The sequence below is a fragment of the Limimaricola cinnabarinus genome (assembly GCF_047631075.1).
Lineage (GTDB): Bacteria > Pseudomonadota > Alphaproteobacteria > Rhodobacterales > Rhodobacteraceae > Limimaricola > Limimaricola cinnabarinus.
In genome coordinates this window covers 123,900-137,314 of the sequence record NZ_JBLHYX010000004.1, presented here as the reverse complement: position 1 = coordinate 137,314, position 13,415 = coordinate 123,900, and the positions used below count along the sequence as shown (strand labels likewise).

Sequence of the window (13,415 nt, the reverse complement as noted above, 5' to 3'; positions counted from 1 at the left end):
GGAGGAGACACATGAAGTATCTTTCGCTCGCCGCCACCGCGGCCGCTCTCGCCATCGCTTCGCAGGCCGCGCAGGCCGATCCGATGGGCTGCGACGAAGGCGAAACCGTGGTGAAGTTCAGCCACGTCACCAACACCGACAAGCACCCCAAGGGGATCGCCGCCGAGCTTCTCAAGACCCGCGTCAACGAGGAGATGGAAGGCACCATGTGCATGGAGGTCTTCCCGAACTCCACGCTCTATACCGACGAGCAGGTGATCGAGGCGATGCTGCGCGGCGACGTGCAGATGGCCGCGCCGTCGCTGTCGCTGTTCGAGAGCATCACCAAAGCCTACCGCCTGTTCGACCTGCCGTTCCTGTTCGATGACATCGCCGCCGTGGACGCGTTCCAGGCGTCAGAGCCGGGTCAGGAGATGCTCGACAAGATGCAGCGCCGCGGCGTGCAGGGTCTGGGCTTCTGGCACAACGGCATGAAGCAGATGTCGGCCAACAAGCCGCTGCTGGAGCCGACCGATGCCCAAGGCCTGAAGTTCCGCGTCCAGCCCTCCGACGTGCTGGTCGCGCAGATGGAGGCGCTCGGCGCCAGCCCGCAGCCGATGGCCTTCGCCGAGGTCTACGGCGCGCTGCAGACCGGCGTCGTCGACGGTCAGGAGAACACCTGGTCCAACATCTACGGCCAGAAGTTCTTCGAAGTGCAGGACGGCATCACCGAAACCAACCACGGCGTGCTCGACTACATGCTCGTGGCGAGCGTCGATTTCCTCGACAGCCTCGATCCGGAAGTGCGCGAGCAGCTGGTGACCATCGCCGAGGAAGTGACCGCCGAGCGCAACGCCGCCGTCACGCAGGTCGACGAAGAAGCCCGTCAGGCGATCATCGACGCCGGTGGCGAGATCCGCGAGCTGAGCGAAGAGCAGCGCGAGGCTTGGGTCGAGACCATGAAGCCGGTCTGGGCACAGTTCGAAGAAGAGGTCGGCGCCGACATGATCGAGGCCGCCCAGACCGCGGGCAAGTAAGCTAGACTGACCGGGCAGGGGCCGGGCCGCCGCCGTGCGGCCCGGCCCCTCGCATATCCGCAACACCGCAACTTGAGGGGACACGGGGGATGAACGCCGTCCACAACAGGCCCGACAAGGGCCGCTTCGCCCGCTTCGTCGAGGAGTTCGAGGAAGGCACCATCGCCTTCCTGCTCGGCGTGATGACGCTGCTCACCTGCACCAACGTCATCATGCGATACGGCTTCAACAGCTCCATCATCTGGAGCCTGGAGACGGTGCTGACGCTGTTTGCATGGCTGGTGCTGTTCGGCATCGCCTACGGCTTCAAGATCACCGCGCATCTCGGGGTCGACGCCGTCATCAACCTGCTTCCCAAACGTGGTCGCCGCGTCGTGGCGCTGATCGCCTGCGCCGCATCGCTGGCTTACGGCGTGCTGCTCCTCAAGGGGGCGTGGGACTATTGGGCGCCGTTCGCGGACCTGCCCAAGACCACCGGCACATGGCTGCCCACCGGCTTTGACACGGCCGCCCGCACCACCTCCTATTTCGAGACCGACCAGATCCCGATGTTCGACTGGCTGCGCTTTCTCGAAGGCTGGATCAACTACGACGAGCGCTACTCCAAGATGCCGCGGGTGATCCCCTATCTGATCCTGCCGATCTCGGCCGCGCTGATCCTGTTCCGCCTGATTCAGGCCACGATCCGCGTCTGGAAGGGCGAATCCGAAAGCCTGATCGTCAGCCACGAAGCCGAAGACGCGGTCGCCGACGCCGCGCATCTCAACCGGGAGCTCTCCTGACCATGGAAGTCGTCTTTCTCTTCCTGATGATCGTCGGCCTGTTGCTGATCGGCGTGCCCATCGCCATCGCGCTGGGCCTGTCCTCGATCGTCTTCCAGCTGCTGTTCTCCGAGACCTCGCTGGCCTCGATCGCGCAGTCGCTCTACCAGTCCATGGCGGGCCACCCCTCGCTTCTGGCGATCCCGTTCTTCATCCTCGCCTCGTCCTTCATGTCGACGGGCGGCGTGGCGCAGCGGATCATCCGCTTCGCCATCGCCTGCGTCGGCCACTTCAAGGGCGGTCTCGCCATCGCGGGCGTTCTGGCCTGCATGATGTTCGCAGCACTTTCGGGCTCGTCTCCCGCAACCGTGGTGGCCATCGGCTCGATCGTCATCGCGGCGATGCGGCAGGTGGGCTACACCCGCGATTTCGCCGCTGGTGTGATCTGCAACGCCGGCACGCTGGGCATCCTGATCCCGCCCTCGATCGTGATGGTGGTCTATGCCTCGGCTACCGATGTGTCGGTGGGACGGATGTTCCTCGCGGGCGTGATCCCCGGCCTTCTCGCGGGCGTCATGCTGATGGTCACTATCTACGTGATGGCCCGGATTAAGGACATGCCTGCGGGCGAATGGCTCGGCTGGGGCGAGATCTGGGCCAGCTTCCGCGATGCCTTCTGGGGGCTGTTTCTGATCGCGATCATCATGGGCGGCATCTATGGCCACCCGTGGATCGATTTCTCCGCTAGCTTCCCGATCGTCTGGGCACCGGGGGCCTTCACCCCGACCGAGGCCGCCGCCGTCGCCGCCGTCTATGCCTTCATCGTCGCCACATTCGTCTATCGCGACATGGGGCCGCTGGCGGCGAAGGAAAAGGGCGGCAGGCCGACGCCGCTCTACCGGGCGCCATGGGCACTCGGCACCGGGTTCATTCACCGCGACACGCGCAAGACCCTGTTCGAGGCAGGAAAGCTGACCATCGTGCTGATGTTCATCATTGCCAACGCGCTGATCCTCAAGCACGTGCTGACCGACGAGCAGATCCCGCAGCACATCGCCAGCGCGCTTCTGGGTGCCGGTCTGGGACCCATCACCTTCCTGATCGTGGTCAACGTGATCCTGCTGATCGGCGGCCAGTTCATGGAGCCTTCGGGGCTTCTGGTGATCGTCGCGCCGCTGGTCTTCCCGATCGCGATCCAGCTTGGCATCGACCCGATCCATCTGGGCATCATCATGGTGGTGAACATGGAAATCGGCATGATCACGCCCCCCGTCGGTCTCAACCTCTTCGTGACCTCGGGCGTCGCGGGGATGTCGGTGATGGGCGTGGTGCGTGCGGCATTGCCGTTCCTCGCGGTGCTTTTCGTGTTCCTGATCATCGTCACCTATGTGCCGTGGATCTCCACCGCCCTGCCCAACGCGGCAATGGGACCCGAGATCATCGTGAATTGAGGCGAGACGTCCTCGAACGACGAAGGGCGCCCCGAGGGGCGCCCTTTCTTTTTCTTGCCGGTGTCTTGTTCAAAGGGAGGATTCGAGTGCCGAGATGATCGGCGAGAAGTCGGTCGATTTCAGGCTCGCCCCGCCGACCAGCGCGCCGTCGACATCGGCCACGCCGAAGATTTCGGCGGCGTTGTCGGGCTTGACCGAGCCGCCATAGAGCAGCCGGATCGCGTCGGCCTCGTCGCCGAACCGCTCGCGCAGCTTGGCGCGCAGCGCCTCATGCACCTCGCCGATCTGTTCGAGGCTCGGCACCTTGTCGGTGCCGATGGCCCAGATCGGCTCGTAGGCGACGACGGTATTGGCGCCGGTGGCGCCATCGGGCAGCGAACCCGCGAGCTGCGCCGCCACGATGTCGAGCGTCTCGCCCGCCTCGCGCTGCGCATCGGTTTCGCCCAAGCAAACGATGGCGGTGAGGCCCGTCTTGTGCGCCATCTCGGTCTTGGCCCGGACCATCTCGTCGGTCTCGTGGTGATCGGCGCGGCGCTCCGAATGGCCGAGGATGACATAGCGCGCCCCCGACTCCTTGAGCATCTCGGCCGAGATGTCACCGGTATGCGCGCCGCTGGCCTCGGCGTGGCAGTCCTGACCACCGACGCGGATCGGCTGACCGCCGAGCGCGAAAGCCATGCGCGAAACCAGCGTCGCGGGGGGGCAGACCACGATGTCGACGCGCGGCGCCGCCCATGCGATGCCCAGGGCCTCGATCTCCTTGAGATCGGCGTTGGTGCCATTCATCTTCCAATTGCCCGCGACAAGTTTGCGACGCATGTGTCGTCCTTTCGTGTGAGAAGAGTTGCGCCTGTGTAGACCATATGCGCCGATGGCAAAAGCCGAGGGGCCGGCCCCTTTCGGAACCAGCCCCCGCGCAGGCGATGCGTTTCGCAACTCAGCCGCTCTGACGCGCGGCGGTCAGCTCCGTGACATCCTTGAACTTGATCGATTCGCCGCAGCCGCAGGCGTCCTCGACGTTCGGGTTGCGGAACTTGAAGCCCGATTCCAAAAGCGAGGTCTCGTAGTCGATCTCGGTGCCGAACAGGAACATCTGCGCCATCGGCGCGATCATCACTCGCGCGCCGTCCTGATCGACCGTCTCGTCGTGGGGATCGGCTTCGTCGACATAGTCCATGGTGTATTCCATGCCGGCGCAGCCGCCTTTCTTGAGGCCGATGCGCAGCCCCGCATGGCCACCTCTCTCCATCAGCCGGGCGATCTGACGGGCGGCGGCGGGGGAAATGCTGACGGCCTGCTTGCCGGGGATCGAGAACATGCGTGCCTCCTGTCTGGGCTCGCCCCCAACATAAGGGCAGGGCGCGCCCGTCTCAAGGCGCACTCACGCGCTCTCGGCCGGTGTCACCTTCGGAAACATCGGCCTGCCATCGGCCTGCATCTCGGCCATGCGCTCCAGAAGCGCCTCTCGCATCGCACAGGAGGCGGTCCATGAGCTGTTGGCATCCGCGCAGGCGACGCAAAAGGTCACGGTCTTGCCGAACACGTCATGGCCGGTGGTGAGCACCATATGCGAATCCCGCTCGCCAAGCCCTTCGATGTCGCCCTTGTCGACGAATTCGTAGAAGACCTCGCGCAGAGGGGCCACGGCGGCGTCATGCGCCAAGCGGATCTCGACCTGCCGGATGATCGACGGCTCGCGCATGGTCCAGTTCTCGAAGGGTTCGTTCACGAACTCCGAAACGGGGGCCACGATTCGCGCCCCGGTCCAGCTGCGCAGCTGCACATAGGTGAAGTTGATCCGCTCCACGTTGCACCAGTAGTCGCGGTAAAGGACCGTATCGCCGATCTTGGCCGAGCGGTTCATCGCGATCTGCAGGCTGGCAAGGATGTTGCCGAGGATATGGCGCGCGGCAAAGCCGATCAGCAGGGTCAGCGCCCCGGCCGAGGCCAGGAGCGACAGGCCCAGCGCGCTGGTCAGGTTCGCCTCCGACAGCACCACGCCGCCGCCCACGATCACGATCAGCACGATCAGGATGCGCCGCCCGGCGGCGATGCGGGTGGCGAGGTTGCGACGGTCCTCCATGTTGGCGTCGAACAGGTTGTCGTCGTCGAAGGGCACGATCCGGTTGAGCACCGCGTCGACGCCGTTGAGCACGAAGAGGATCGCCGCCGCGGTGAAGCCCAACACGATGAGCGGCGTCAGCACGGTGTCGATCTTGCCAGAGAAGATGAAGATCGCATCGGTGACGAGCGCCGCCGTGCCGGTGACGACCGCGACGATGATCGGCGTCCGCGTGGCGCGCAGGATGTCGGTGAGCGTCCGGCTACGCACCCGCGCGGCCACGGCCGCCTGCAACCGCCCGATGAAAAGCCCCGCCAGTGTCGCGAGCCCGATGAGCAGCGGCAGGCCGACGAGTTCCCAGCGCATCAGCCCCCACGCCGCCTCCTCGCGCCACGAGGGGGGAAGCTCCTCTTCGATCCATGTCGGGCCGTAGAGCGCGTGCAGGGCCGGAATGTTGGCGACGGTCTGGCTGGAAAAGACCCAGACCGGCGATCCGTCCTCGGGCTTCACACGGTTGAGCCGAAGCGCCACGGGGCGGGTTTCGAGATCGACGATGTCGATGAGGATCGAACGCTGCGGCTGACCCGCCACCGGGTTGTCCGAGCTGCCGCGCGTCTCGAGCGCGTCGGGGCGTTCGAGCAGGTCGGACCAGTTGATCACTGCCTTGCGATCAAGGACCTGAACGAGATCGGCGGCAAGGCGGGGGCCCTTGGCGGCCTGTTCCTCGGTCGCGATGTCCGACAGGTCGAGAAGATGCGCCGCCGTCGTGCGGTCGCCCTCGCGCACAAGATCGAGCAGCGCCTCCATCGTCGATTGCGGCGTGGCGCGGTCGAGATCCTCTGGCGGCGGGCCGAGGCCCTCATTGAGGCTTTCGATCTCGAAGAAGGCGGTGCTCTCCTGCGCGGTCGCGGCGCAGGCGGCCACGATCCAGATCAGGGCAACGGCGATCCAGTGGCGGGGGGCGAGGGCTATCACGGACATGAGAGCCAAACAGGGGCGGGACAATGCGGTTCCCTGCATATGTGTCGCGGTATACGAACGCGGCGTCACGCCCATGAAAAAGGGCGCCCAAGGCGCCCTCGTTCGCGACCCTTGCGGGGCCTCGCGATCACATGAAGCCGAGCTCCAGCCGCGCCTCGTCGGACATCATTTCCATGCCCCATTGCGGCTCCCAGACCAGATCCACGTCCACCTGCTTCACGCCCGGCACGGCGCCCACGGCGTCGGCAACCCAGCCGGGCATCTCGCCCGCGACGGGGCAGCCGGGGGCGGTCAGCGACATCTTCACGTTCACCGCGCTCTCGGCGTCGATATGGATCGTGTAGACGAGGCCGAGGTCATAGATGTTCACCGGGATCTCGGGATCGTAGACCGAGCGGCACGCCTCGACCACCTGATCATAGAGCGGATGGTCGGTCGTGGAGGGCGCGATCAGCGGCGTGCCTTCGAGTTGGGTGTCGGGCATGGGCTGTCCTTGGGCTGGAGCGGGGCGCGCTTTGGCGGCGCCGATACCTGAGCGATCATATAGGAAAAGCGGGTCGGTTGGTAAAGGGCGTGGGGGGTATTCGCGGATCCGGGGGGGCGACGACCACCGCCATGGCTCAGACCGTCGCGAATTGCTGGCGGGTGCGGTTGGCGAAGGCCACCAACGACAGCATCACCGGTACCTCGACGAGCACGCCGACCACGGTGGCGAGCGCGGCGCCGGAGTGCAGGCCGAACAGGCTGATCGCCACCGCGACCGCCAGTTCGAAGAAGTTCGAGGTGCCGATCAGGGCGCAGGGAGCGGCGATGCGGTGCGGCACCTTCAGCGCATAGGCCGCGGCATAGGCGATGGCAAAGATGCCGTAGCTCTGGATCAGGATCGGCACGGCGATCAGCGCGATGATCAACGGCCGATCGAGGATCACCTCGCCCTGCAAGCCGAACAGGATCGCCACGGTGGCGATAAGCCCCATCGCCGAAACCGGCTTCACCCTGGCCTGAACCCGGGCGATGCGCTCGGGGCCGCGCAAGAGGCGTCGCGTCAGCAGGCCCGCGCCGAGCGGCAGCGCCACGTAAAGGAGCGTCGCCAGAACCAGCGTCTCCCACGGCACGGCGATCTCGGTCACGCCGAGCAGCAGCGCGACGATCGGCGCGAAGGCCACGACCATGATCAGGTCGTTCACTGAAACCTGCACCAGCGTGTAGGTCGCGTCGCCACGGGCAAGCTGCGACCAGACGAAGACCATCGCGGTGCAGGGCGCCGCGCCCAAGAGGATCAGCCCGGCGACGTATTGCGCGGCGTCCTCGGGCGCGATCCAGGGGGCGAATAGATGCTCGAAGAACAACACCGCCAGCAGCGCCATGCTGAACGGCTTGATCAGCCAGTTGACCGCCAGCGTGATCAGCAGCCCGCGCGGCTGGCGCGCGATGCCGCCCAGCGCGGCGGGATCGACCCCGAGCATCATCGGATAGACCATGGCCCAGATCAGCACCGCGACCACGAGGTTGATCGAGGCGATCTCGGCTCCGGCGATGAGCGCGAAGAGCCCCGGCGTCGTGGCGCCCAGAGCGATTCCACCGAGCATGGCAAGCCCGACCCAGAGGCTGAGCAGCCGCTCGAAGCCCGCCATCGCGGCGGGCGGTTGCCCGGCTGTGTCGGTCATTCCGCCTCCCGAGGCGCGCATGGGGCCATGCCGGTCAGGGGGGCGCAGATTTCCGGCCGACCGCCGCAGCAATCCTCCATCAGGAAGGAGATCAGCTCCCGCGTCGTATCGAAGTTTGCAAAGTAGCGGATCGACCGGCCCTCGCGGCTGTTGCGCACGAGGCCCGCGCCGTGCAGCACCGACAGGTTCGCCGACATGGTGTTCTGCCGCGCACCGAGCGCCGCGGCGATCTCACCCGCGGCCATGCCTTCGGGGCCGGCCTTGATCAAAAGGCGGAAGGCGTCGAGCCGTGAGGGCTGGGCGAGGGCGGCGAAAGCCGCGATGGCGCTGGTCTGTTCCATGAATCTCGAAATATTGATGAGATGGCCGCTCGTCAAGCCTGCCGATTGCGCGATGGCGCGCCGCGCGCTATCGCGCAGAGCATGAGCTTTTCCTTTGCCTTGAACGCCACAGATGGCGCCGCTCGCACCGGGGTCATCTCGACCCCGCGCGGCGAGATCCGCACGCCCGCCTTCATGCCGGTCGGCACCGCTGCCACCGTCAAGGCGATGAGGCCCGAAAGCGTCCGCGCCACCGGCGCCGACATCCTGCTGGGCAACACCTATCACCTGATGCTGCGCCCTTCGGCCGAACGGATCGACCGGCTTGGCGGGCTGCACAAGTTCATGAACTGGGACCGGCCGATCCTGACCGACAGCGGCGGCTTTCAGGTGATGAGCCTCGCGAGCCTGCGTAAGCTCACGGAAAAGGGTGTCACCTTCAAGAGCCATATCGACGGCTCGAAGCACGAGATCACGCCAGAGCGCTCGATGGAGATCCAGAAACTCCTGGGCTCGGACATCGTCATGGCCTTCGACGAATGCCCCGCATTGCCCGCCGACCGCACCCGCATCGCCGAATCGATGCGCCTGTCGATGCGCTGGGCCCAGCGGTCGCGCGACGCCTTCGGCGACCGGCCCGGCCATGCGCTGTTCGGCATTCAGCAGGGCGGGCTGGAGCGCGACCTGCGCGAGGAAAGCGCCGAGGCGCTGCGCGCGGTCGGCTTCGACGGTTACGCGGTGGGTGGCCTCGCGGTGGGCGAGGGGCAGGAGGCGATGTTCGGCTGCCTCGACTACGCGCCCGCGCAGCTGCCCGAGGACAAGCCTCGCTATCTCATGGGGGTGGGCAAGCCCGACGACATCGTCGGTGCCGTGAAACGCGGCATCGACATGATGGATTGCGTTCTGCCGTCGCGTTCGGGGCGCACCGGACAGGCATGGACCCGGCGCGGGCAGGTCAACCTGCGCAACGCGCGCCACGCCGACGATCCGCGTCCCTTGGACGAGGCCTGCACATGCCCGGCCTGCGCCAATTATTCACGAGCCTATCTCCATCACGTGGTGCGCAGCCAGGAGATGATCGCGGGTATGCTGCTGACCTGGCACAACCTGCATTATTATCAGGAGCTGATGGGCGGCATGCGCGACGCCATCGCCGCCCGAGATTTCGCGGGCTTCGAAACGCGGTTTCACGCGATGCGCGCCGAGGGCGACATCGACCGGCTCTGAAGCCCGAGGCGAATTTCCGAGGCGTCGGAAGGGGTAGCGGGACTGGGCCCGCGCGCCCCGGCCGGTTCCGCTAGGAATGGTGCTTGGGCGCACAATCTTTCGTGCATGATCTTGCCTCTTGCGGCAACGCAGCGGCGGCATAGGTCCCCTCGAACCGTTTCGGAGAGGACCGACGAATGACCGATAAGCTGTTCACCCCCGGCAAGCTGGGCGATGTCGAGCTGAAGAACCGTGTGCTGATGGCACCGCTGACCCGCAACCGCGCCAGCAAGGAGGGTGATGCGCCCTACGACATCCATGTCGAATATTACCGCCAGCGCGCGGGCGCGGGGCTCATCATCAGCGAGGCCACGCAGATCACCCCCGAGGGCAAGGGCTATATCCAGACCCCCGGCATCTACAGCCGCGAGCAGATCGACGGCTGGAAGAAGGTAGTGAACGCGGTGCATGGCGAGGGCAGCAAGATCGCGCTGCAGCTTTGGCATGTCGGCCGGATCAGCCATGTATCGCTTCAGGAAGGCGGCCAGAAGCCGGTTGCGCCCTCGGCCATCAAGGCCGAAGCGCAGACCGTGACCGAGGAGGGCTTCGTCGATGTCTCCGAGCCGCGTGCGCTGGAGCTCGATGAGATGCCGCGCGTGGTCGAGGATTATCGCCGCGCCGCGCAGAACGCCAAGGAGGCAGGCTTCGACATGGTCGAGATCCACGCCGCCAACGGCTACCTGCTCGACCAGTTCCTGCGTGACGGCGCGAACAAGCGCGACGACGCCTATGGCGGCAGCCCGGAGAACCGCGCGCGCCTGATCCTCGAAGTGGTCGATGCCGTGGTCGAGGTGTACGGTGCGGGCCGCACCGGCATCCGCCTGTCGCCGCTGATCGAGGTCGCGGGCCTGAAAGACAGCGACCCGATGACGGTCTTCGGCTATCTGATCCCCGAACTGAGCCGTCGCGGTCTGGCCTATATCCACATGGTCGAGCCGGGCACGCAGGGCGATCTCGATCAGGAACTCGGCCAGCAGACCGCGCGCCTGCGCGAGCTGTTCGACGGCGCCTACATCGCCAATGCGGGCTATGGCCGCGCCACCGCGATTCGCGTGGTCGGAAGCGGTCAGGCCGACTTCGTGGCTTTCGGTCGGCCCTACATCGCCAACCCCGATCTGACCGAGCGGCTCGAAGTCGATGCCGATCTCAACGAAGGCGACCAGTCGACCTATTACGGCGGCGGCGTCGAGGGCTATCTCGATTACCCGACACTCGAGGAGAGCCGGGCGGCCTGACCGGGCTTTCCATGACATCGGCGCGGGCGGTATCTTCGGATCTTGCCCGCGCCACCGCGCCGGGCCACATTGGCGCGACTGCCGGGCGAGGCGCGCTTGAACTGGCGGGCCGCATCACCCAAGTAACACTCCGGACAGGAGATGGTCACAAGGCTGCCGCACAGCGGGGTCAGACCGTCTTGCCAAGAACAAGGATACAATGAGCATGCAAGAGCCCCTCAGCTCCTCCTACCCGGTGCTGCCTCTGCGCGACATCGTGGTGTTCCCGCACATGATCGTGCCGCTGTTCGTGGGCCGCGAGAAATCCGTGCGCGCACTCGAGGAGGTCATGGCCGACGACAAGCAGATCCTGCTGTCGAGCCAGGTCGACCCCGGCGTCGACGACCCCTCTGCCGAAGGCATCTACAAGGCCGGCGTGCTGGCCAACGTGCTGCAGCTTCTCAAGCTGCCAGACGGCACCGTGAAGGTGCTGGTCGAAGGCAAGTCGCGGGTGCGGATCGCGGAATTCATTGAAAACGACAGCTTCTTCGAGGCCCGCGCCGAATATCTCTCCGAAACGCCGGGCGACCTTGAGATCGTGACCGCCCTCGTGCAGAGCGTCGCGCAGGAATTCGAGCGTTATTCGAAGATCCGCAAGAACATCCCCGAAGAGGCGCTTTCGGCCGTCACCGAGGCGACCGATCCCGCCAAGCTCGCCGACCTCGTCGCAGGCCATTTGGGCATCGATGTGAAGCAGAAGCAGGATCTCCTGGAGACGCTCGACGTCGCGCAGCGTCTCGAGAAGGTCTATGGCCTGATGCAGGGCGAGATGTCGGTGCTGCAGGTCGAGAAGAAGATCAAGACCCGCGTGAAGTCCCAGATGGAGCGCACCCAGCGCGAATACTATCTGAATGAGCAGATGAAGGCCATTCAGAAGGAGCTGGGCGACGGCGAGGACGGCCAGAACGAGGTCGCCGAGCTTGAGAAGCGCGTCGCGGAGGTCAAGCTGTCGGACGAGGCTCGCGAGAAGGCCGAGGCCGAGATCAAGAAGCTCAAGAACATGAGCCCGATGTCGGCCGAGGCCACGGTCGTGCGCAACTACCTCGACTGGCTGCTGTCGATCCCGTGGAACACCCCGTCCAAGACCAAGAAGGATCTCGGTCTGGCGCAGAAGGTGCTCGACGACGACCATTTCGGCCTTGAGAAGGTCAAGGAGCGGATCGTCGAGTATCTGGCTGTCCAGCAGCGCTCCAAGAAGCTCAAGGGGCCGATCATGTGCCTCGTCGGCCCTCCGGGCGTCGGCAAGACGAGCTTGGGCAAATCGGTCGCCAAGGCCACGGGGCGCGAATTCATCCGCATCTCGCTCGGCGGCGTGCGTGACGAGAGCGAGATCCGCGGCCACCGTCGGACCTATATCGGCTCCATGCCCGGCAAGATCATCCAAGCGCTGAAGAAGGCCAAGACCTCGAACCCGCTGATCCTGCTCGATGAGATCGACAAGATGGGCCAGGACTTCCGTGGCGATCCCGCGAGCGCGATGCTCGAGGTGCTCGACCCCGAACAGAACGGCACCTTCGCGGATCACTACCTCGAGGTGGAGTACGACCTCTCGAACGTGATGTTCCTGACCACGGCGAACTCCTACAACATGCCGGGGCCGCTGCTCGACCGGATGGAGATCATCTCTCTTGCCGGCTATACCGAAGAGGAAAAGCGCGAGATCGCGCGTCAGCACCTGCTGCCCAAGGTTCTCAAGAACCACGGACTGAAACCGGCCGAGTTCAGCATCGACGACGCGGCGCTCACCGAGATGGTGCGCACCTATACCCGCGAAGCCGGGGTGCGGAACCTCGAGCGCGAGCTGTCGAAGATCGCCCGCAAGGCGGTGACCAAGATCGTGCGCAAGGAGGTCAAGGCCGTCGAGGTGACGCCGGAGAACCTCAACGACTATCTCGGCGTGAAGCAGTTCCGCTACGGGCTGGCCGAGAAGGAGGATCAGGTGGGCGTGGTCACGGGTCTGGCATGGACCTCCGTGGGCGGCGACCTGCTGCACATTGAGGCGCTCAAGCTGCCGGGCAAGGGCCGGATGAAGACCACCGGCAAGCTCGGTGACGTGATGAAGGAATCGATCGAGGCGGCGTCGAGCTATGTCCGTTCGATCGCGCCTTCGATCGGGGTGAAGCCGCCGCGTTTCGACCGGATGGACATCCATGTCCACGTGCCCGATGGCGCAACGCCGAAAGACGGCCCCTCGGCCGGCCTTGCCATGGTGACGTCGATCGTGTCGGTACTGACCGGCATTCCGATCCGCAAGGACATCGCCATGACCGGCGAGGTCTCCTTGCGCGGCAACGCCATGCCGATCGGCGGCCTCAAGGAGAAGCTGCTCGCGGCTCTCAGGGGCGGCATCAAGACGGTGCTGATCCCCGAGGAGAACGAGAAGGATCTCGCCGAGATCCCCGACGTGGTGAAGAACGGGCTGAAGATCATCCCGGTGACCCATGTCTCGGAGGTTCTGCGTCACGCGCTGGTGCGCCAGCCCGAGCCGATCGAGTGGGACGAGGCGGCGGAAGAGGCCGCCGCCGCGGCCCGCGCGCTCGAAGGCCGCGACAGCGGGGCGGGCACCGCCGCGCATCACTGAACGACGACAGGGCGCCCCTCGGGGCGCCCTTTTCGC

General features: G+C 65.7%; 12 protein-coding genes. 6 read left to right on the top strand and 6 right to left on the bottom strand.

The genetic code is table 11. The features are described 5' to 3' along the window. The first annotated feature begins 11 nt into the window (after positions 1-11). From ACJASC_RS05165 to ACJASC_RS05155, 3 genes are all read left to right on the top strand, one after another. Positions 12-1,016 (top strand): DctP family TRAP transporter solute-binding subunit, encoded by a 1,005-nt coding sequence (locus ACJASC_RS05165; protein WP_415144101.1) that lies wholly within the window; start codon positions 12-14, stop codon positions 1,014-1,016. A gap of 89 nt (positions 1,017-1,105) precedes the next feature. Further along, positions 1,106-1,798 (top strand): TRAP transporter small permease, encoded by a 693-nt coding sequence (locus ACJASC_RS05160; RefSeq protein WP_021692553.1) that lies wholly within the window; start codon positions 1,106-1,108, stop codon positions 1,796-1,798. Positions 1,799-1,800: 2 nt separating this feature from the next. Continuing rightward, a complete protein-coding gene (locus tag ACJASC_RS05155) occupies positions 1,801-3,228 on the top strand; it encodes a TRAP transporter large permease (protein ID WP_021692554.1) in 1,428 nt (475 codons plus the stop codon). Positions 3,229-3,297: 69 nt separating this feature from the next. Here ACJASC_RS05155 and tpiA read toward each other — a convergent pair whose 3' ends face one another. The 6 genes from tpiA to ACJASC_RS05125 form a co-directional block, all read right to left on the bottom strand. Continuing rightward, the gene (tpiA, locus tag ACJASC_RS05150; protein WP_415144098.1) at positions 3,298-4,047 is read right to left on the bottom strand and encodes a triose-phosphate isomerase; all 750 of its coding nucleotides are present in this window, start codon (positions 4,045-4,047) and stop codon (positions 3,298-3,300) included. 118 nt (positions 4,048-4,165) lie between these two features. Continuing rightward, on the bottom strand, positions 4,166-4,546 hold the full coding sequence (locus ACJASC_RS05145) for a HesB/IscA family protein (protein WP_415144096.1): 381 nt from the start codon (positions 4,544-4,546) through the stop codon (positions 4,166-4,168). Between the two features lie 63 nt (positions 4,547-4,609). Beyond that, complete coding sequence (locus tag ACJASC_RS05140) at positions 4,610-6,271, bottom strand: mechanosensitive ion channel family protein (protein WP_415144094.1); 1,662 nt, start codon at positions 6,269-6,271, stop codon at positions 4,610-4,612. Between the two features lie 127 nt (positions 6,272-6,398). Beyond that, the gene (locus tag ACJASC_RS05135) at positions 6,399-6,755 is read right to left on the bottom strand and encodes an SUF system Fe-S cluster assembly protein (protein ID WP_021692558.1); all 357 of its coding nucleotides are present in this window, start codon (positions 6,753-6,755) and stop codon (positions 6,399-6,401) included. Positions 6,756-6,891: 136 nt separating this feature from the next. After that, positions 6,892-7,905 (bottom strand): ACR3 family arsenite efflux transporter, encoded by a 1,014-nt coding sequence (gene arsB, locus ACJASC_RS05130; protein WP_415144206.1) that lies wholly within the window; start codon positions 7,903-7,905, stop codon positions 6,892-6,894. 29 nt (positions 7,906-7,934) lie between these two features. Continuing rightward, positions 7,935-8,279, bottom strand: a complete 345-nt coding sequence (locus tag ACJASC_RS05125) for an ArsR/SmtB family transcription factor (RefSeq protein ID WP_415144092.1) — start codon at positions 8,277-8,279, stop codon at positions 7,935-7,937. Between the two features lie 81 nt (positions 8,280-8,360). On the opposite strand from ACJASC_RS05125, the gene tgt reads away from it, so the two are divergent. The 3 genes from tgt (at position 8,361) to lon (ending at position 13,379) form a co-directional block, all read left to right on the top strand. Beyond that, complete coding sequence (tgt, locus tag ACJASC_RS05120; protein WP_415144090.1) at positions 8,361-9,485, top strand: tRNA guanosine(34) transglycosylase Tgt; 1,125 nt, start codon at positions 8,361-8,363, stop codon at positions 9,483-9,485. A gap of 176 nt (positions 9,486-9,661) precedes the next feature. After that, a complete protein-coding gene (locus ACJASC_RS05115) occupies positions 9,662-10,759 on the top strand; it encodes an alkene reductase (RefSeq protein WP_415144088.1) in 1,098 nt (365 codons plus the stop codon). A 205-nt stretch (positions 10,760-10,964) separates the two neighbouring features. After that, positions 10,965-13,379 (top strand): endopeptidase La, encoded by a 2,415-nt coding sequence (gene lon, locus ACJASC_RS05110; protein ID WP_415144086.1) that lies wholly within the window; start codon positions 10,965-10,967, stop codon positions 13,377-13,379. Positions 13,380-13,415: the final 36 nt, after the last annotated feature.